Source organism: Paenibacillus sp. sgz302190 (assembly GCF_059820445.1).
In genome coordinates, this window is sequence record NZ_JBZYAO010000056.1 from 20,822 (window position 1) to 43,670 (window position 22,849).

Consider the following 22,849-nt stretch of genomic DNA (forward strand, 5'->3'; position numbering starts at 1 on the left):
ATGGGTGATCTTCCCGCTTTTGATTTGACGGTATAACCCTTTCACATCTTGATCCATTCTGTTTCCCACCTCACCTTACCGCAAAAGGATAATTTCCCTGAATTGTTCTTCAGTTAATTCGCCGCTGGAAACTTTTTCCGAAATCCTTACAAAATAGGCATCGGCAGGAGACTCTGCTTCTTCATTGCTCTCAAAGCCTCCTATAAAATGCCGTAATTTTTCCCGGTCGCCGTGCAATACAAGCATCTGCGCCCAATCGGAAGCAAGACTTTGATAACAGGCCTGCAGACCAACAGGGATCTTCAGAGCTGTCATGCCTGTATGCTTCGCCATCATGGCTTCCATCTCGCCTCCCACGCGCATCCCGCCTTCATGCCAGAGCGGCCAATTGATCGATAGTGTCCGTCCCTTGCGCTTTCCTTGAGCAACGAGACTGCTGCGATAATTCGCATAAGCATCCATAAAAGCATTCGCTGCGGCATAGTCTGCCTGACCCGGATTGCCGACCGCTCCGGCAATCGAGGAGAACATCATAAAGAAATCCAGATCCATGGCGCCGGCAGCTTCGTCCATATTTACTAAACCTGCCACCTTGGGGGCGAGAACCTCATTGAAGTGTTCGGCGGACTTTTGAATCATATAGGCATCGCGTGTAACGCCTGCGCTGTGAATAATGCCATCGATGCCGCCGAACCGTCTTACTGATTCACGTATAAGCTCCTCAACTGCTGCGGGATCTGTCACATCCATCTGTCGATAGACCACTTGAGTTCCGTACGCTTCGATTTCTTTCAGCTTGGCTTGCTTCTCCGCGTTCAGCGGGGATCGGCCAGACAAAATCAACACGCCATTGCCGACCTGCTCCGCCATATCTTTCGCAAAAATCAACCCTAAACCGCCTGCTCCGCCTGTTATGATATAGACCCCTTGCTTTTTCCAAGGGATTGCCTGTCCTTCATTTGGAATGGGCGTTTCCTTCCAGAAACATACAGATCGTTGAGAGCCCGCATAGCGAATTCGCTCGTCATCAGGCAATTGGCTGTTCTCGTTCAATATGGCTGCCAAAACGTCGGAGCCAATGTCCGCCTCGACTTCGAGGACTTGTCCGCGGATACGCGGATTTTCCGCTTGCGCTGTTTTCAACAGAGCGCCGAGCGCCGCGCACAGTCGGCTTTCTGCACGCAAGGGCACGACAAGCTGCATGAACACGCTGCGTTCAGTTCTCGTTCTTAACAGCGCTTGAATGTGTTCAAACATCTGAAGCGCATAGCTCTGATATTTTTCGGCCGGGCCTGACAATTTCGAATTCAAAACAAGACAGCGGACTCCGCTCATCCGGCTCTCAATCTGTTCTGCCCAATCAGCCTTGGGATCACATAAAATAATCCAATGATCCCCGTAATCAGCCGATGATGCTTGCAACGAAATCGGCTGATTACGCCATTCCGCATGAAGCCTCAATGTATCCTTCGTATCCCTGGCTGCCCGAATCCGGGCTCCAGCAAGTTCCGCGCAAGAAATACCTTTCATCCGTACCAGGACTTTTCCTTCTTGGTCGCACAAATCAATATCCATGATTGTTTCTTTATTGCCCCGCACATCCGTTTCACTGTCAACCTGATATCGAATCCAGGCCCACATGGAAGAACCGCAGGCTCCAAAGATGTCCAGTTCTTGCAAAGCGTTAGGCAACAAAAGTCGGATATTCGCGGCATCTCCCATGCCCAAACCAAGCATACTTTGGAGTGCCGCATCCATTAAGCTCGGATGAAGAATGTAGGGCTTTAATGTCTGATTCAAGGATTCGGGCAGCGCAAGCTTAGCCAAAACTTGGCCATGCCCCGCGTACAATTCCTGAATAGCCCGCTGTCTTGGACCATATTCGATACCAATCGAACGAAACGTATCATAAATATCCGTAGAGGAATATCGGTTTATCGAGCAGGATTCCCGAATGGTCAGAAGATCCAGGGAAGGGGGGTGATGAACCTGATGCAAAACGGCGCTTCCCTGGCTGTACCATACAGGCTCTCCTTCTTGTTCCTCCTGCTCGCTGAATATGTCAAAGGTTATGTCCCCTTCTTCCTCCGGTGTTAAACGGATGTGAATCTGAACGGGCTTATCTACTGCCAAGGGACGCGTCCAAAGTACGTTATATAGGCGAATGCCCCATTGATCCGCAGTTGCAAGATCAGCCGGGCGGCCATCCAACGCGGCCTTGACGGCTGCACGCGCCATCTCCAGATGTACGACACCCGGCATAACAGCCCGCCCTTGCACAGCATGATCCTTCAAGAAAAATTCCTGCCCTGTAAAGGCGGAGCTGTACCGCATTTCCTCAAAAATAGAGCTGTTTTGTTGAACCAACGGATGAAGCGCAGCAATAAACCCCGCTCCCGCTGCGAGTTCCCTAATGGCACCCTCGGGCACCCAATAACGCTCTTTGGCAAAGGGATACGTGGGCAGGCTGACGCGACGCAGTTTATGTTTGTTCGAGCCGTATAACAGACTCCAATCCAGCGTGATTCCCTTCACCCAGAAATCAAGCAGCGTACCGTATTTCTTACGCTTGATCCATTTCTCAACAGCTTCTTTCAACTCCTCATCGTCTCCGAAAAAGCTCAACAATTCCTTGTGCGCCTTAACATGCCCGCGATACATATCCTCCGCTTCCTCATGGCCTTCCAGGAACATATTCAGCTTGGCTTCCAGTTCACGAATCGATACAGCCGTCAGCGCCAATCTTTCTTCCAGAGCCTCCCGTCCAATCTGGAGCGTATAAGCAATATCCGGCAAATCCCCGTCAGAGAAGCCGCCGTCACTTAAAGCCAATCGGAGACGTTCCGCCTGCTGGCGGAGCTGCTGTTCATTTTTTGCCGATAACACGATAAGAGCCGGGTTCTGTATCGTGATGAGAGGCATCGCCCGTTCCCGGCTATCCGGTATATATTCTTCAATCACAATATGAGCATTCGATCCCCCTGCGCCAAAGGAAGACAAGCCTGCAATTTTCGGATACTCCCCGGTCATCTCTCCATCCCTGATGACGGGACGCTGCCATTCCGCCAACTTCTGTTGAACGAAGAAGGGGGTATGGTCGAAATCGATATGCGGATTGAGCGCTTCCGCGTGTAAAGAAGGAACTAACTGACCGTGTTTCATTTGCAGCAAAATTTTGGTCAATCCGGCAATTCCCGCCGCACTTTCGGCATGCCCGATATTCGACTTTACCGAACCGATTGCGCAGAATTGCTTGTCCTGGGTATATGCCTGAAATGCCTTCGTTAATCCTGAGATTTCGATCGGATCGCCAAGAGAGGTCCCCGTGCCGTGCGCTTCGACGTAACTGACCTTCCGCGGATCAACGCCCGCCTCTTTCAAGGCACTGGCAACGACGGCTGCTTGCGCATTGACGTTCGGCACTGTATAACCATTTGTCTTGCCGCCGTGGTTGATGGAAACCCCTTTAATGACACCGTATATGTGATCTCCATCAGCAACGGCCTTATCCAAAGGTTTCAAAAGCACAGCGCCTACGCCTTCTCCAGGCACATAACCGTCTCCGCCCTGACCAAAGCTTTCACACCTCCCTTTGCTCGATGCGAATTTTCCGTGCTCAAGCGCCAGGTACTTATTCGGATGAATGGAGAGGTTGACCCCTCCGGCAATCGCTAATTCACACCCCCTGCTTTTGATGCTTTGGCATGCCAAATAAATCGCTGTCAGGGAAGAAGAACACATCGTGTCGATCGCCATGCTTGGTCCATGAAAGTTAAAAAAATACGAAACCCTGTTGGCAATGGACGATGAGTTTCCGGAGAGTGCCACCGAGCGGCCCCGTACCTGTTCCTGCGCGCCGTACAATTGGTACTCCTGGTACATGACCCCTACAAAGACGCCCACGTTCCCGCCCAAGCCTCCGTCTGCGCTTGCCTGAAAAGATTTTCGCGTATATCCGGCATCTTCCAGCGTTTCATAAGCGCATTGCAGAAATAAACGTTCCTGGGGATCCATGGTCTCCGCATCTCTCGGCGCTATTTGGAAGAAGAGGGGATCGAACCGATCCGCACCTTCCAGAAAGCCGCCCCATTTGCTGCCCCTGTTCTCGCTATGATCCCAGCGGTCCAAAGGAATCTCCGTTACGCAATCTATGCCCTGCTGTAAATTGTGCCAATACTCTTGTATATGGTTCGCTCCGGGGTATTTCCCGGCTAATCCTATGACCGCAATATCCAGAGCTCCGCTCTCCGCATACCCCTGAACGGTTTTCTCTGATATATCGGCAATGGCTGATGGTTTGCTCTTGTGTTCAGTTCCTGTCTCCATATAAGAAGAGACTCCCAATACATCCATAAACGATTGCCGATAGCTCCCCAAGAAATGAGCCGTCAATTCCCGAAGGTTCTGATATTCAAAAAACAACGTTTTGGGCAGCGGCCCGAACGATGATTCTAATTGACTCGTTAATTGAACTGCCATTAAGGAATCAATTCCATATCTCTCGATCGGAGCATCCGATTCGATGCGATGCGCCGGAAGCTTAATCACGGGGGACAGCAATCGCTTGATATAACCCTCCGCTTTATCCCTTAGCCATTGGTTGAAGTCTGCCGAGAAAGCTTCCCCTGAATTTGGGGAAGTTGCTGCTTGCGGCGGCGTCACGTGCTCCGAGATTGCATGGCGGTTCTCCTCTATCAGAGAAGCCGCCAGACTCTGCAAGTCAATAGGCTCGGCGAATACAGCAGGATCAAGCTCAAAGCCGTATTCCCGCTGAAGCACCCGGGCCAGTTCGGTCCGCTGGACCGCGTCCAGCCCCTGATCGAACAGGATTGCATCGTCCACATCGCTTATTCCCACCTTCAAGAGCGAAGCGATGGTTTCCCGCAGAGTTATTTTCAAAGTATCGATGGATAGGTGAACTGCATGTGAGCCGCCCTGAAAAGCTGCTTGCACGGGATTCGAAGGGCCGGATTGCCCGGCATGCTCCAAGGCCAAACGCTTGAATTGCTGAACGGCATCCTCCGGATCTATTTTTCCTTCTTTAATTAGCTGATACAAGGATTTCAATTTGGGTTGGTTAGCCATATGCCCCTCCTGCCCCGATGCGAGACCGCAGGATCTGTTCAACTTCCTCTTCCGACCAGTCACCCTCGGATATTTGCTTGGTAAGCCGGATATAGAACTCGGTTTCACTGGCATCTATAGACGATTCCGATTCCAATACCCAGGTCGAAAATCCTTTCATTCGCACACATACGATCCCTTCCTCGTCGCAAATATCAATATCCACTGTCCGTGACTTGTCATCCGCATTTTCATCCTTGCTGTAACGAATCCACGCCCACATGCCGGAAGCGTTCGTATCCCGCAAGATGTCTACGGTTTGCAGCGCAAAGGGTACCGACAGCTGCAAATTCACTGATCCGTATACGAGACCAATTGATGCCTGGAAGGCTGAATCGATCAGACCGGGATCGAGGAAGCAGGAGTCTTGTACACGACTCGCCAAGGATGTCAGTGAAAGCTTTGCTGTAACTTGATCGGTTCCTATATAAATTTTGTCTATTCCGCGATGGCTTGCGCCATACTCAATGCCCATCCGTTTGAACGCATCGTAGCATTCGCCGGAAGTAAGCGCCGCGGATTTGCATTGAGACAGCAAGGCTTCTATATCCAGGTTGAAATTCCCGGATTTTGCAACAAGCTCGGCACTTCCGCTGCTGTACACAGCAGATTTCGCCGTGTTGTCTTCCCCTGATCCGCTGTAAATCTCAAAGTTCATGGAACCCTTGCCCGTTTGCGTTAATCCGATATGAACCTTAAGCAGCGGATTCCTGAAAGCAAGGGGGCGGTGCCAGACGATTTCCTTCAACCGAATCATCGTCTGATCCGCACGTGATAAGTTTGCCGCCTCATGAATAGCCGCTCGAACCATCTCCAGGCAAGCTGCCCCTGACAAAACCCGTTCTCCTCGCACCGTATGATCAGCCAGGAAAAACTCTTTTCCTGTAAAAACGGAGCTGAATTGAGTTCCCGAAAAATCCGACACGTTGCGGTGCAGCATCGGGTGAATGAAAGAAGAGCAATCAGCCCCCTCCTGATTACCGCTCGTCTGCACGAAGTCATCTGCAATCCAGCAGCGTTCCTTCGCGAACGGATAAGTTGGCAGACTGATGCGGTTAGGCTTCTCTGAACCGTACAACAAGTTCCAACATAAAGGTTGGCCCTTCACCCATACTTCCGCAGCCTGGTCCAGACGGTCGGTGCGAAGCCAATGCTGCAAAGCAAGCTGAGCTTCTTCTTCCGTTTCAAAAATTTCCGCATTGCTCTTACTAACCTTTGCATTCCACATTTGGGCGGAAGGACGACCCTGAATAAAATCGTCGAACGCCTTCACCGCATCTTCAACAAAATGCGCCACAAATGCCAGTCGATAGTCCATACCGCCGCGCCCTACTTGCAAGGTATAGGCGAAATCCTGCAAATCCGCATCTTTTTTAATTTCAAGCCAGCTTTTCATTGCCTGCGCATAACGTATCAACTGCTCCCAGCTTTGAGCCGATAATACGATGAGAACAGGCTGATCGCCTCTGGCTTCAGCATGTTTCAGCCTCTTGTCCGGCTTGCGATATTCCTCAATCACAAGATGGGCATTCGTTCCGCTGTATCCAAAGGCGCTTACACAGCAGCGAAGAGGAGACGATGATTTCCCCTGCAAAGGTTTCACTTCCGTATTGGCATAAAAAGGTGAATTCTTGAAGTTGAAATGCTGATTCGGCTCATTAAAATGAAGAGTCGGTACCAGCTTTTTATGTTTAAGACACAACAAAACCTTATGCACACTGGCGACTCCGGCAGCAGCGGACGTATGGCCGATATTACTTTTCACTGATCCGATCGCGCAAAACTGTTTGTCTTCCGTATGCTCTTTAAATACCTTCGACAGCGCCTCCAGTTCGATCGGATCGCCAAGCTTGGTGCCCGTGCCATGCATTTCCGCATAACGGATTGATTCCGGAGAAATATCGTATTTTTGATAAATGTCACGGACCAATTCTATTTGGCTGCTCATACTGGGCGCAGTGATCCCATTCGTTTTGCCGTCCTGATTCATACCGGATCCGATAATGACGCCATAGATATGATCATGATCCGCTTCAGCATCCTCCAACCTTTTCAGCACCAATGCTCCGACACCTTCCCCGGGAACAAAGCCGTTGGCGCTGTTATCAAAGCTTTTGCATTGACCGTCCGGAGACAACATCCCCGCCGAGCACATGTCCAAATAGCTGTCCGGCGACAAATACAGCGTCACCCCGCCAACCAACGCGATGTTCACTTCCCGGTTCAAAAGCGCCTGGCTTGCCAGGTGGGCAGCTGCCAAAGAGGATGAGCAGGCTGTATCAATCGAGATTGCAGGGCCTTTCAGATTCAAAAAATACGGAATACGTGCTGCGGCAATCGCTGCACTGTTGCCTGTCGTACTCGAAATGCCTGTCTTGCTGCTGCTCGTCCTGCGGCCGTACTCGTTACCCATCATGCCCAGGTAGACGCCGCATTTTTGATTGTTCAATTCATCAGGACCGTATCCTGCATCCTCGAAGGCTTTATAGGCTTCCTGTAAAAAGATGCGCTGTTGAGGATCTATCATCTCCGCCTCACTCGGTGAAATATTGAAAAATAATGGGTCGAAGTATTCGATTTCATCCAGTACCCCGAGCCATTTGCAATACATAGGACCGGCTTGACCCTGCCCCTGTTTGTAATAACGGTTAATATCCCAACGATCCGGGGGAATTTCCCTGACGGAATTTTTGCCGGCAACGAGGTTTTGCCAATATTGATCAACATCCTCCGCACCCGGGTATCTGCCGGAAATTCCCACAATCGCCACAGCTTCTCTGCAAGCTGGGTTTTCCGTATAGTGTGCTTGCTGATTAGCCTTGCCAGCAGGAGGATGTTCGGCGCCGGCAAGCTTGTCTTCTTTCGCAAGTCCGACAGCATCCGGAACTGCCTGACTGACTGGAACGGCTTCGATTTCTTTCGGGACGTTCTCCGGGACCTTCTCTTCAATCCGCTCGTTTTGCAACAGTCCTGCAAGCTGGCGAATCGTCGGATAATCATAGATGACGGTAGCCGCAAAAGAAGTTCCGTAATCTTTGTTAATCATACGAACCCATTCCACGCCTATGATCGAGTCCATTCCCATATCGATTAACTTTTGATCAGGATCGATTTGACCGGGATCGATATACAAAGCAGCAGCGAGGCTGGACGCTAATTCCTTCCGGATCGCTGCGGCGGATTTGGCAGGAAAGACGCTTGGCGCAGAGCGCTGCGGAGCCGCAAGCTCTGCTTCGTTTGCCACCGGCGTCAAAGCAATGCCGCTTGGTTTATCGGCCTGGCTCGAAGCAAATTCTCCCGCCATTCCGACTGGCGGCAAATTACGCTTCGGACATGTCGTCGGCTCTATGTCCTCTGCCGGCAGGTTTGACAGCTGCGCCTCTACGGCTGCAGGTATTTTGTCTTCTGACCTGGCGATCCAATAGCGGCCCTTCGCAAACGGATATGTCGGCAAAGAGATGCGACCGGGCTTCACATCGCCGTATAATAAGTTCCAGTTCACATGCAAGCCGTTCACCCAAAGCTTAAGCAGCTTGCTATACTTCCTTTTTTGAATCCATGCTGCAATTGTTTCTTCCATATCTTCATCGTTGGCGTATCCATCGAGCCCCGTTTGAATGAGCTTGGCTTGCCCGAGGAACACGTCTTCCAGCGAGGCCTGATCATTCAAATAGGCCAGCAATTTGGCCTCAAGCTCCTGTACCGAGTCCACCTTAACAGCCAGCCGTTCTTCCATAGGCTCCCGTCCCGTCTGGAGGGTGTATGCCATCGAGAGCAAATCGCCATCCGTTAACGGCCATTCTCGAATCGCGGTTACCATACGCTCGACACGACCGCGAAGCTGCTCCTCATTTTTGGCGGAAAGCACAATAAGCACAGTACTCTCCGCCGCCGAAGCCGAGCAGCCCGCCGCTGGCTGCCCGGGAATATATTCCTCGACCAGTATATGGGCGTTGGAACCTCCCGCTCCAAAAGAGGAAATGCCTGCAATTCTCGGAAACTCCCTCATTTCCCCGTCTACCTCAACCAACGGACGCTGCCACTCAGCCAGCTCCTGCTGAACGATAAAGGGCGTACTGCCAAAATCAATATGAGGATTCAATACCTTGGAATGCAAAGAAGGCGCCAACTGCCGATATTTCATTTGCAGAAGGATTTTCGTCAGTCCAGCGATGCCGGCACTGCTCTCTCCATGTCCGATGTTTGACTTTACTGAGCCTATAGCACAGTACTGCTTGTCTTGCGTAGACGCTTGGAACGCTTTAGCCAGACCTGTAATTTCGATGGGGTCTCCCAAAGAAGTGCCTGTGCCGTGAGCCTCGATATAGCTGATCGTTCGCGGATCAATACCCGCTTTCTTCAAGGCTTTGTCAATTACTTTGGCCTGCGCGTTCGGATTCGGGACCGTATAGCCGTTCGTTTTTCCGCCATGATTAATTGCGCTTCCTTTAATTACTCCATAGATGTGATCCCCGCCGGCAATGGCCTTTGAAAGCGGCTTAAGCAGGAGAGAACCTACGCCTTCGCCAGGCACATAACCGTCGCCGCCTTCGCCAAAGCTTTCACAGCGCCCTTTACTGGACGTAAAATGGCTTTGCTCCAGCGCCAAGTATTTATTCGGATGCACAGACACATTCACGCCTCCGGCAATCGCCAGCTCACAATCGCCCGATAGTATGCTGCGGCAAGCCAAATGGATCGCCGTTAAGGAAGATGAGCACATCGTGTCTATCGCCATACTCGGTCCGTGGAAATCAAAAAAATACGATACGCGGTTCGCAATCGAAGATGGATTTCCCGAAAGCGTAACGGTCCTTCCCTTTGCTTGCTCCTGCGCTCCATACAACTGGTACTCTTCGTACATGACCCCGACAAATACACCGACAGCATCCGGACTCGCGCTGCCATTCGCGCCGATCGGAGCACGGGACGCATACCCGGCATCCTCCAACGTCTCATAGACACATTGCAAAAACAAGCGTTCCTGCGGATCCATCAATTCCGCCTCGCGAGGCGAAATCGAAAAGAAGAGCGGATCGAATTGATCCACTCCATCTACAAAGCCGCCCCATTTGCTGTGCGTATACTGCTTATAATCCCAGCGGTCTGCGGGGATTTCGGCAACGGAATCTTTGCCTTCCTTCAAGTTCCTCCAAAACTCCCTGATATGGCCGGCTCCCGGGTATCGTCCCGCCAACCCGATAATGGCGATATCCGCCGCTCCGGCCTGCTGTTCATCTTTGGACTCGATAAGCCGCGTATGGCTTATCTGCGGAACCGAAGACCACGCCGTTTCTTTATCGGCTGCTTTGTCTGCGTACCCGAGCTTGTCTTTCAATCGTTCCGGATATACTTGCAAGAAATACGCCGTCAATTCGGCTATATTGGGATATTCATAGAATAGCGTTTTCGGTAAAGATCCGAATACCTGCTCCAGTTGATTCGTCATTTGCATAACCATAATAGAATCAATTCCGTACTGTTCGAACGGGATCTCGGCCTGGATACGTGCCGGCGGGAGCTTGATGACGGAGGAAAGCAACTTTTTCACATAAACAGCCGCTTGCTCCTCCAACTCGTGATCTCCTGCCTGCAGGTCGGCCGGACTTTGTTTTCCGGCTTCTGCTTTCGGAGCTTCTATATCCGCCTCGGGAGCTCCTGCGGCTCCCTGAAGCTTCCGCGCATCGCCTTTGATCACCGCTACCTGTTCCTGTCCCGAAGCCACACTTTGATAAAAAGCATGAATGCCGCAAGCTGTGTCAATCGCCAGCATCCCTGTACTGTGCTCGATCATTTGTTCGAATCTAGGGTCGATCTGCATGCCGCCTTCTTTCCACAACGGCCAGTTGATCGAAATTGTGCGTCCTTTTCGTTGGTTGTGAGCCATCAAACCATTGCGATATTTGGCGTAGGCGTCCATAAAAGCATTAGCTGCCGCATAATCCGCTTGGCCCGGGTTGCCTAAAATTCCTGCCGTCGAGGAAAAAATGATAAAAAAGTCAAGCTCCATCGCCGCTGTGGCATGATCCAGATTGAGCAATCCCGTCACCTTGGGGGCAAGCACCTCCATGAACTGCTCTCTGGTCTTCTTGATAATGAAATTGTCGCGAATGATGCCTGCGCTGTGAATGATTCCATGAATTCCTCCGAATTCCTCACGAATACTTTGAACCAGTTGGATGACCTCTGTTTCATCAGCGACATCGGCCTGCCGATACGAAACGCGAATGCCCAATCGTTCAATTTCGCGGAGACTGGCTTCTTTTTTCTCATTAAGCGGGGAACGGCCTACAAGAATCACGATCCCCTCTTTCACCTTCCGGGCAATCTCCTTCGCAAAGAGAAGACCCAACTCCCCTGCTCCGCCCGTAATCAGGTAAACGCCGCGGTCAACCCAAGGAATCGCGGAATCCTGTTGGGATGATTCCACCTCGCTCCAACCGGCGACGTATCTTTCGCCATCCTGATACCGAATCCAATGATCGTCGAGGAAACGGCTGTTTGCTTCCAATAAGGCTTCGATTTCCGCTTGACTCCTGTCCGTCGTCTCCACTTCGATGATTTGCCCGTTAAAGTTCGGATTTTCCAGTTGAGCTGTTTTTAGCAGAGCGGAAAGCCCCGAGCAGATAGGCAAATCCCGCTGCAAGGGAATCACCAGTTGGAGCAGCATCTTGCCTTTAGTCTTACCCTGAAGCATATGCTGAATCTCTTCAAATACCTGAATGGCATAGGTTTGAAAACGTTCCCCAATGCCCTTGTTATTCGGAACGTACAACAAATCCGCGTCCCCCCTTTGCTTGGTCATTTCCATTTCCATTTCCTGAGAATGGCGCGTCCGGATCGCACACCAGCACGCGGCGAACCGTAAAATCAGAAACGGCAGCCGTTTGGGCAATGCTCTGCTGACGCCAGCTTGGCTGAAGCATATGCAAGTTCGAATCCTTGCGGTTGGCGATAACCTTCCCTTGAGATATCAGCGTCGAGAAGCCTTTCATACTGACACAGACCCGGCCGTTCTCATCAACCAGTTCGATATCCAGCTTCATGATCTTGCCGTCGGCCTGACTTCCTTCGCTGTACCGCACCCAAGCCCACATGGCGGACGTGCAGGCAGCATGTACAGTAAGTTCATCCAACGCATAAGGCAAGGCGGGCTCGCGAAGGCCTGAATCCATCAGCAAGCCGAGGGAGGCCTGAAAAGCCGCGTCCATTATGCTTGGATGCAGGGTATACTGCTTTTGCGTATCGGCTGCACAAGAAGGCAGCGCCAGTTTCGCCAACACTTGATCGGTGCCTGTATGGAGGTGTACAATCCCCTGATGGCTTGGACCGTAATCGATCCCCATCGCACTGAAAGCTCCGTAACATTGTTCAGCAGTAAGCACACGATCCTTGCACTGTTCCCGCAAAGCCGGCAGATCGCAAACAGGGCTTTGTTCTTGTGCGACCAGAGCTCCGTGACCTTGACCATGAATCTTGCGATCGCCTCCGGCCTCTTCCGGTATGCTGTATATATCGTAGCCGATCTCACCTTGTTCACCCGCATATACCCCAATATGAAGCTCTACAGGCGTATCCTTGACAATAACGGCGCTCGTCCACACGATATGTTGAAGCCTTACGGAGAATTGCCCGGCTTTCTCAGGCTCGGTTGATCGTTCGATGGCGGCCCGAGCCATCTCCAGATAAGCTGCCCCAGGCAAAATCCGTTCTCCTTTGACCTGATGATCCTTTATGAAAAACTCTTCACCCGTCAGTGTGGTGCGGAACCTTTGTTCGGTGAGAATCGACGTATTTTGATGCAGTAAAGGATGCAGGACAGCCGTCCGCGAGGTCATCCCGGCGCTTTCGAGAACGGCTGCTTTCTTCAGCGGCAGCCAGTATCTTTCCTTAGCGAACGGGTAGGTTGGCAAGCCGATCCGACGCGGACGTTTGGAGACCTCCAGCATACTCCAATCGACTTTGAAACCGGACACCCAAGCTTGTGCGATAGCATGCATATTTCGCTCCTTGATCCAGGCGGGCATCCGGGACCTGATTTCCCCATCGTTCTCAAGCAGGCCGATGCCGTTTTTCCCTTTGGCGACTTTAGCTGTATAAATGCCCTTGCCTGCCCGATGGGATGCGAATTCGGCCAATGCTCTGCGCGTTTCTTGCTTGGAATCAGTCACCAACGCCAACCGGTAATCCAACGCATCGCGCCCTGTCTGCAGAGTATAGGTCAGGTCGCTCAGCTCGAAATCCTGGTGGCTGTCTATCCAAGCGCCCAGCTTTTCCGCATAATTCGCCAACTGATCTTCGCTTTGCGCCGACAATACCACCGTCATCGGTGAATGCCCATCTTCGCCCTCGAATGACTCAGGTTCCCGAACCATCTTCGGTCTGTATTCCTCAATGACAAGATGGGCGTTGGTGCCGCTGTAGCCAAAGGAGCTCACACAGGCCCGTCGAGGCTTATTGGATACTGCTTTCCAGGGAATCAGTTCGGTATTGACATAAAATGGCGAATCATCAAAGTCAAAATGTTGATTCGGCTGTTCAAAATGCAGTGTAGGCACCAGTTTTTTATGCTGCAAACATAACAAGATTTTTTGTACACTTGCTATGCCGGCGGCTGCGGAGGTGTGTCCGATATTGCTTTTGACCGACCCGATTGCACAAAAATTTGTGCGCGTTGTATGAGTCTTGAATACTTGAGACAGCGCCTCCAGTTCGATCGGATCGCCCAGCTTCGTTCCTGTTCCATGCATTTCAACATAACTGATGCTGTCCGGAGCAATCTTGTATTTTTCATAAATATCCCCGGTTAGCTCCATTTGACTGCTCATATTCGGGGCCGTGATCCCATTCGTTTTGCCGTCCTGGTTAACCCCGGAACCGACAATCACGCCATAGATCGTATCGCCGTCCGCCTCAGCATCCTTCAATCGCTTCAGTACCAAGGCTCCCACGCCCTCACCAGGCACGAATCCGTTGGCATTATTGTCAAATGCTTTGCACTTGCCGTCCGGAGACAGCATTCCCGCCGCGCACATGTCCACATACCCTTCTGGGGTCAAATACAGCGTAACTCCGCCGACCAAAGCGATATGAATTTCGTGCTGCAATAAAGCCTGACATGCCAGATGTATCCCCACCAATGAAGAGGAACAAGCCGTATCAATAGCGATCGCAGCGCCTTTCAAATTGAGAAAATAGGGAATGCGGGCTGCCGCGATAGCAAAGCTGTTACCTGTCGTACTCGCAATACTGGCGTGACTTTGGGCAGCCATCTTTCCATATTCGTTACTCATAATGCCCAGATAAACCGAGCATTTTTGATTGCTGAGTGATCCCGGACTATACCCCGCATGCTCAAAAGCTTTGTAAGCTTCCTGCAAAAACAGCCGCTGCTGCGGGTCCATCGCTTCGGCTTCGCCGGGAGAAATATGGAAGAACAGCGGATCGAAACAATCTATATCGTTCAGCATCCCTAGCCATTTGCAATTCACCTTGCCTTCTTGGAAAGGACGCGAATCGTAATAGGCGTTGACATCCCAACGATCCTCAGTAATCTCGCGAACCGAGTTTTTGCCGTGAGCCAGGTTGTCCCAGAACTGATCAAGATCCTTAGCATCCGGATAGCTTCCCGACATCCCAACGATGGCAATCCCCTCTATATATTCGTTGGAAGCAGACGGCTCCCCGCCCGTTTGGGACGCTGCATGCGGCGTAGTTTCCGTCATGACTTCTGACGGAGCTTGCGGCGCAGATTGCGTTATGATTTCCGATACGGTTCCCGTCGTTGATTGGGAAATGGTTTTCGAAATTGCAGCAGTCCGGCTTACCTGTGAATGAAAGTCGCTTTTCAAAAATTGTCCGAACTCCCGGATGCAGGAATACTCATAAATGATCGCAGCCCCAAATGAAGTTCCATACTTTTTGTTTATCGCCCTGATCCACTCTACGCCCACTATCGAATCCAGCCCGATATCCGCGAATCTGGCATCCACATCAATATCGGAAGGCTCCAGATACAGCGCCTCAGCCAAACTTGCCGCCAGCTCTTCCAGTAAAACCGTTATGGCAATCTCCGATTGATTGGAAACAGAGATACTCTGTTCGTCCCGAAGAGATACCGCAGATTGCGGCTCTATATCAACCTTGGCGCTTGCCGCAGAAGGAAGTTGCCGCTCATCCGTTGATGCCGACATCCCATTGGGATGAAGCAAATCACGCCGGCTTCCCTCTTTTTGCACCAGAGGAGCAAGTTCGCGCAGCGTTGCATACTCATAAATGATCGTCGCCGGGAAAGATGTCCCATACTTCTTGTTAATCGTTTGAATCCATTCCACACCGACGATGGAATCTACACCCATGTCTACCAATTTCGTATCCGCTTCAACGTCGTCATGATCAAGATATAAAGCCTCAGCCAGGCAGGCAGCCAGCTCTTCCAGCAAAGCAGCGCTTTCCGTTTCTCTCGAAAGCGACTGTTCCGAACCCAACTTAGAGCTTAACGGCGCCAACGTAACAGCGGCAGCGAACGGCTCTCTTTGGGAACCGGCGATCGGCTGAGATTCGGTTAATGGCAGCAAGACTATTCGACCCGGATTAGCGGTTTCCGTCATTGCGGCCGCAGAGTCGAAACTTTCAGCATCGGCTTGCTTGTGTATTCCTACTGCCCCGTCTGCGCCCGTATGCTTGTGCTCTACCCAATAACGCCGTTTTGCAAACGGGTAGGTTGGCAAACTGATGCGTTGAGGGAATCGTTCGCCGTACAGCAAGCTCCAGTCAAGCTCCAGACCGCTTACCCAATACTCTGCAAGCCGCCGCAGATTTCGCTCCCGCAACGTTGTCCGGAGCAAGGCTTGCGTATCCCCATCGGAGTTATTCGCTTTCACCTGTCCAATTGCCGTTGCCGGTGTGGCTTCTCCCCGGATAAATGCTTCCAGCGTATGCAGCACATCGGCCCGTGAACCGGCCGCGAACGCCATGCGATAGTTCATCGCTTCCCTTCCCGTCTGAAGCGTGTAAGCCATGTTCGCGATATCAAGCTGCCCATGAGCTTGAACAAACCTTTTGAACGATTCCGCATAGGCAATGAGCTGCTTTTCACTTTTGGCTGACAAGGTAAACAGCACTGGAGCCTGTGGATCAGCCAAATCGTTACGATCCCAGTCGGCAGAGACTTTGACATACTCCTCAATCACCAAATGAGCATTTGTTCCGCTAAATCCAAAGGAGCTGACACCCGCACGCCGCGGTATTCCCGGAGCAAGCTCCCATTTCCGCAATTCCGTATTGATGTAAAAAGGGCTGTCGTTTAACGCAATATGCTCATTCACCTTTTCAACATGGATCGTAGGCGGCAACATTTGTTGTTTCAAGGCAAGTATCACCTTCAATACTCCCGCTATGCCCGCCGCTGGCAGCAGATGACCGATATTGCTTTTCACAGATCCTAATGCACAATAATTTTGTTGAGTTGAATAGACTTGAAAAGCTTCAGTAAGGGCTTCCACTTCAATGGGATCGCCCAGCTTCGTCCCCGTTCCGTGAGCTTCAATTAATGTAATAGTCGAGGGGTCAATTCCAAAGCGTTCATATACCTCATCCTGTAAAAGCTCTCGCTGCGACTTTGCACTGGGAGCCGTAATGCCGTTGGTCTTTCCGTCCTGATTCACGCCCCAGCCTCGAATCACCGCCTGAATCTGATCCTGATCTCTGACCGCATCGGCTAACCGTTTCAACAGGACAACGCCGACACCTTCCCCGGGAACAAATCCGTTGGCCCGGTTGTCAAACGAGTAGCACCGTCCGTCTTCAGAAAGCATGCCTGCCTTACTCGTCATAATATGAAGCGACGGGCCTTCCATCACATTGACTCCGCCGGCCAAAGCCAGATCGGTATTGCGCAGCAGCAAGCTGTTGCACGCCTCTGCGATGGCGACAAGCGACGACGAGCAAGCTGTGTCAATCGCCATACTCGGACCCTTAAGATTCAGCAGATACGAAATCCGCGCCGCCAGGATCGAGGGGGTCTCACCCATCAGCCCGAGCGCATTAAGCTCTTGCCGGCTGACGCGCTTGCCGTAATCGCCTGCGGCGCAGCCGACAAATACGCCGCATCGGCTGCCGGACAGGGAGGACGGCAGCAACCCGGCATCTTCTATAGAAGTCCAGCAGTGCTCCAGAAACAATCGCTGCTGCGGGTCCATGAGTTCAGCTTCAACCGGAGTGATATGAAAGAATAAGGGATCGAATAAATCCACATCCTCCAGCACACCCATCCATTTGCTGATGGTTTTGCCAGGACTCTCTGGATTCGGATCATAATAAGCTGCAAAAGGCCAGCGTGACGCCGGAATTTCGGAAATGCAATCCCTTTTTTGCGCCAGATTGTTCCAATACTCCGCCAAGTTCGCGGATTTGGGGAATTGTCCCGACATACCGAGGACAGCAATCGCCGTATCGTCAGCCTGTATCTTCGTATATCCCTTTGCCTGGCCCTGCTCTTCCTGCTTCTCTGGAGTCGGCGGCACGGGTTGTCTGCGTGCACATGCCTGAACCATCAACCATTCGGCCACTTCATGCACATGGCGGTTTCTCCAATCCTCATAGGGCGTTCCTTTCAACCATTCGTTGCACGACCCCATAGCCGGGCCGCAAAAAATCTGAAAATTGTCCGCTTCAGATACGTCGCCGTCGCGCGTAATCTGGCCGCAATGGGCAAAATACCACTTGAAAATCAGTGCCATTTTCAAGCGGGGATTATGCTCCGCTTCCCTGATTTCTTCCGGATTCCAGCGATTTTTATAATTGCAAACAAGCTCCCACACTTCAGTAAATGTCTTCTTAAAAATGGTTGTTTCAATTTCGTTCTTTATATACGCAGGCAGTTCATCGATGGCATTATAATGGGCATACCATTGAAATAATGACTGGGCGCGCGCATAATAGCGACTGTTCTTTTTGACGACTTGAACCTTGGCGCCTGCCTCAAACATGTCTCCCGCAATCGTGATCGCCGTATCATGGATGGATACCGTTTGCAAAATATCCTTGACCGCCTCGTGAGCGCCGCTTTCCACAGTGCATTGATTAATGGAGCCAGTGAAAATAAAGTCTGCTCCCAACGAAAAAGCTGATGCAACCGCTTCAGGCGATCCGATTCCTCCGCCGCAGCCAATCATAATTTCTTCCTCGTAAGCGTAATGCTGATGCAACCGCTTTTTCAGAGCAATCACGGAAGGAATCAAAGAAAAAGCCACACCCTGATCCGTATGCCCGCCTGAATCGGCCTCTACGGCAAGATCGTCGGCCATCGGAATGCATTGCGATAATCTCGCTTCCTCTTCATTAATCCATCCTTTGCGCAGCAAACTTTCTACAAGATCGATGGGTGGCGGCGACAGAAACAGACGTGCTACTTCCAGCCGCGAGCACTTGGCAATCATTCGGCGGGGCAGCATAATCCGGCCTTGCTGCCGGCTAATTCCCTTAATTCTGCCGTAAACTAACGGCTCGGTCATTCCCGCGAAGGCCGAAACCTCAATCACAGGCACATTGTATGCAAGAAACAGCTCAACCTGCCGCCACTCTTCTTCAGGATCGTGAAAATTGGAGATCAGACACATGCCATAAGGCTCATCCGCGCTCAATTGAGCTTGGATTTTTTGGATATGCCCTTCGATTTGCTCCGTTCTAAAACCCGCACTCCCAAAAATACTTAACAATTTAGCCTTGCCCATAGCTACGACTAAGGACTCCGAAGCAACACCGCGTCCCATTGAACCTGCATAATAACTCCATTTGGAACGGTATCGCGATTGAAAGACCGAATTTCCCCATTGCTCAGGGCGGGCAGGCGACTCTTGTAAAGGCCGGTTTTGACCGCCCCTCCTGATTTGTTCGCTAAGGAAAACTGCGAATGCCTCAATCGTCGGATAGTCATATACCTTGGTTGTTGTAATTGACATGCCGTACTGCTTGTTTATATCTTTGATCCATTCCACACCCAAGATGGAATCAAGTCCCATCTCGATAAACTTCTTGTCCGCATGCACATCGCCTGGTTTCATGTAAAGAATGCGGGCTAAGCTGGCCGCAAGCTCCGCTTGCAAAGCCGCGATTGAAGGTTCCTGATTCAGCTTTGTCAAGCGTTCGCTTTCTTGCGAAGGCGAAGGCGATGCGGCCAATTCCGCTCCGGCATTCAATGCCGTTTTCTGGCTTGCGCCCGCATAAGTCTGAGAGGAGAGCTTCAGCTTCACCTGGTCGGCTAAATAAGCTGCAAACTCTCGAATCGTTGGATAATCATACACTTTGGTTGCGGTAATCGATGTTCCGAATTGGTGATTGATCGCTTTCATCCATTCCACGCCGATAATCGAATCGAGTCCCATCTCCACGAAATTTTTGTCCAAATCAACCTCATGACGCTTCATATATAAAACATCCGCCAGGCCGGACTTCAAATCTTCCTGCAAGGAACGGATCTGTTCCGGCGTCGGATCAGCCAACGGTGCAGACTTTGCCCGAATAGGCTCAACAAGCTCCAGTGGCCTTGCGCCATCCTGCGACGAGAGTTTAATGCGGCGAGGAACGGCTTGCTCCGATTGCAGGGCAGACGGCAAACTTTCGCTTAACGATACCAACGAGATTTCACTTGGTTTATCCGGGTTCCCAGTTGTCCATCCGTTATTTTCAGCTTGTAGAACAGGTAACGAATGGGCAGGAGATACAGCTTTCCGAACCCAATAGTGCTCTCTGGCAAATGGATAAGCAGGGAGATGAATGCGCGCTGCTGCCGCTTCGCCAAATAACGATTCCCAATCCATGTCATAACCCTGACAATAAAATTCGGCCAAAGCTTTCAGCATTTCCTGATACTTCTGCTTATCTGTTTGCAGCGACTCGCTTTGCCCTATCAGGCTCCGGACAAACCATTCAATCGTTTTCTGCCCTGTAAAATCACGGGAAACAGTGCCTGTAAACAAAGACGGCGATTGTTCTTTACGCACAGCCTGAGTTAAGACATGAATGGCATCTTCCTTATCTTGAACCACGACAGCACAGCGGTATTGAAAATGGTGCCGCCCTTTCAGCAAGGTATAGCTGATATCCGACAAATGAAGCTGTTCATCTTCTCCATCCCGTAAGAAAGCGACCATATCTTTGATCTTTTCTTGCAGAATGCTCTCCGTCTTTGCTGTAAATGCCAGCATATAATAAGGAGCGCGGCCTTTACTTGGTTTCAAGCTGTTCTCTTCGTAGCTTTCCACAACCAGGTGGGCGTTCGTTCCGCTCATGCCGAAAGCACTCACTGCGCCTATCCGGCTTTGCCCTTGCTTTTTCAGCCAGGGACGGGCTGCTTTGTTCACATAAAAAGGGCTATCTTTCCAATTGATATAATCATTCTCCGTCTCACAGTGAAGACTGGCAGGAATCACTTCTTGCCGCAGCGCCTGCACGAGACTGATGAGACTGACGATTCCGGACGCGGCAAGCGTATGCCCGATGTTGCTTTTCACTGACGTCAACGCGCAGTAGCCTTGCTTGGAGGTACGGCTTTTAAACATGTCGTACAGCGCATTGATTTCAACAGGATCTCCCAATTTGGTTCCAGTCCCATGTGTCACGATATAGTCGATTTGCTCAGGGTCCACCTTGCATTTATCGTAAACCGCGTTCAGCAAGCGGGTCTGCGCGACGCCGTTCGGCGCGGTTATCCCGTTTGTTTTGCCATCGTAATTGATCCCGCTCCCTTTGATAACCGCATAGATCGGATCACCGTCGGCCACGGCTTGGGATAACCTTTTGAGTACAACTACAGCCACCGCTTCCGCGGGAACCATCCCATTGGCCCGCTTATCGAACGCATAGCAGGCACCGTCCTCGGACAGCATGCCGGCTTGTTCCATGCCGGCTATCGTTTCATCAGACAGAATCAAACTGACACCTGCTGCCACCGCTGTATCGCATTCATCATTCCGCAGGCTGGCGCAAGCCTGATGCACAGCTACTAATCCCGACGAACATGCGGTATCAATCGACATGACCGGGCCTTCCAAGTTAAGGAAATAGGCCAGCCTGGCTGATAAAATCGCATTATGATTCGCCGTAATATTGCTTGTGTCTCTATCTAAAATAAGGTAGTCACCCTGCTCCACGCCGACAAATATGCCGATTTTGCTCTTTTCGATCTGCATGTTCCCGTATCCGGCATCTTCCAGCGCTCTCCACGATTCCTGCAAAAGAAGCCGCTGCCGAGGGTCCATACTTTCCGCTTCGCGTGGAGATATTTCAAAAAAGGCAGGATCAAACTCGTCAACGCCAGGCACCCAACCGCCTTTCACTGAAGCTGTCCGCGCAGCCCTTCCTGCCAAACGCTCAGACGGATATTCGGTTACAACACTTCTTCCGTTTGCCAAAACCCGCCAGAGCTCGTCGATATTGCGAGCATCCGGGAAGCGGCCGCTCATGCCAATGATCGCAATCTTCTCACTGAACTGCCGGGATGCATCTCCCCCATTCTCGTCTAACGGGGCAATACATGACATGCGGTCATTGGCGCTCGGGTTCTGCGGTTTCCGGGCAACCTCTTTTGCAGCTGTCTTCAGCGCGCTCATTGGCTGGGAACTCTCCTCGTGCTCCTGATAATGAGCTTGAATAGCGGCTTCATGATTACCCAGAAAATAATGGGCCAAGCGCCCTAGCGTCGGGTACCCATAAAACACAGAAGGTGACGTCTCGATGCCAAAGCAGCTCGTTAACGCTGCCGCGAATTGGGCGAGACTTAAAGAATCAAACCCGAATTCCGCCAGATTCGACGTTCGGTCAACCCGCTCGCGGGATATTTTCAGCAGTTGGCTGACCAGCTCTTTCAGTTCCCACTCCAAGCACTGCTCCACGCTCCAGCCCCTCATCTCAGGGCGTCTTCCTTGCCCTGACGGACGGACAGCAGCAACGGCTGGCGACAGCGAATCACCTTGAGGCTTCGCTTCTACCGAAGCCCCGCTCAATCCCAGAAACCGCCGTATACGGCTTGGCTGTCCGACAAGCACCAGCGTGTGAGCGCTGCTTCCGCTCACCAATCGTTCAAAGACCGCGAAGCCTTCTTCCGCTTCCAAATAACGCTGACCGCTCGCTTGCAAATACATCTTCGCATGCTCGCCGTCGCCGGCTCCCATCCCTCCGCCTTTCCATAACGGCCAGTTGATCGCTACCGTTTTGCCCTGCCTCTGCCCGCGCCGGCTAAGCTCGTTCCGGTAATTCGCATGCGCCANTTGCAAATACATCTTCGCATGCTCGCCGTCGCCGGCTCCCATCCCTCCGCCTTTCCATAACGGCCAGTTGATCGCTACCGTTTTGCCCTGCCTCTGCCCGCGCCGGCTAAGCTCGTTCCGGTAATTCGCATGCGCCATCAAGAACCGGTTGCCCATCGCGTAGTCACAGGAGCCAAAGTCGCCCAGAATCGCCGACGAGGAGGAAAAATAGCAGACGAAATCCAGCGCTTCCTCCCTCAATAGCTCATCCAGCACAAGGGCGCCCTCGATTTTCGGATCGAGGATGCGCTGGAATTCCGCTGCCGTTGTGCTCAGGATCGTCTGGCTGCTGAGCAGTCCCGCCGCATGAATCACACCATGGATGGCGCCAAAACGGTCCCGGACCTGTCTCAGCCCCGCTTCCATCCCTTCCCGATCACATACATCGGCTTGCAGATACATCACGCGCCCGCCCGCCG

The 22,849-nt window shown here is 51.6% G+C and carries 1 protein-coding gene and 4 pseudogenes; all 5 read right to left on the bottom strand.

The features are described from left to right. Positions 1-353: 353 nt before the first annotated feature. A pseudogene (locus AC6RNO_RS34310) lies at positions 354-4,875 on the bottom strand (SDR family NAD(P)-dependent oxidoreductase); the annotation flags it as partial. A gap of 349 nt (positions 4,876-5,224) precedes the next feature. Further along, positions 5,225-11,599 (bottom strand): annotated as a pseudogene (locus tag AC6RNO_RS34315) (SDR family NAD(P)-dependent oxidoreductase); the annotation flags it as partial. A 283-nt stretch (positions 11,600-11,882) separates the two neighbouring features. Further along, on the bottom strand, positions 11,883-12,650 hold the full coding sequence (locus AC6RNO_RS34320; RefSeq protein ID WP_497108181.1) for a polyketide synthase dehydratase domain-containing protein: 768 nt from the start codon (positions 12,648-12,650) through the stop codon (positions 11,883-11,885). Then, positions 12,642-14,780: pseudogene (locus tag AC6RNO_RS34325) on the bottom strand (type I polyketide synthase); the annotation flags it as partial. The gene AC6RNO_RS34320 and the pseudogene AC6RNO_RS34325, both read right to left, overlap by 9 nt. Before the next feature lie 252 nt (positions 14,781-15,032). Further along, positions 15,033-22,832 (bottom strand): annotated as a pseudogene (locus AC6RNO_RS34330) (PfaD family polyunsaturated fatty acid/polyketide biosynthesis protein); the annotation flags it as partial. Positions 22,833-22,849: the final 17 nt, after the last annotated feature.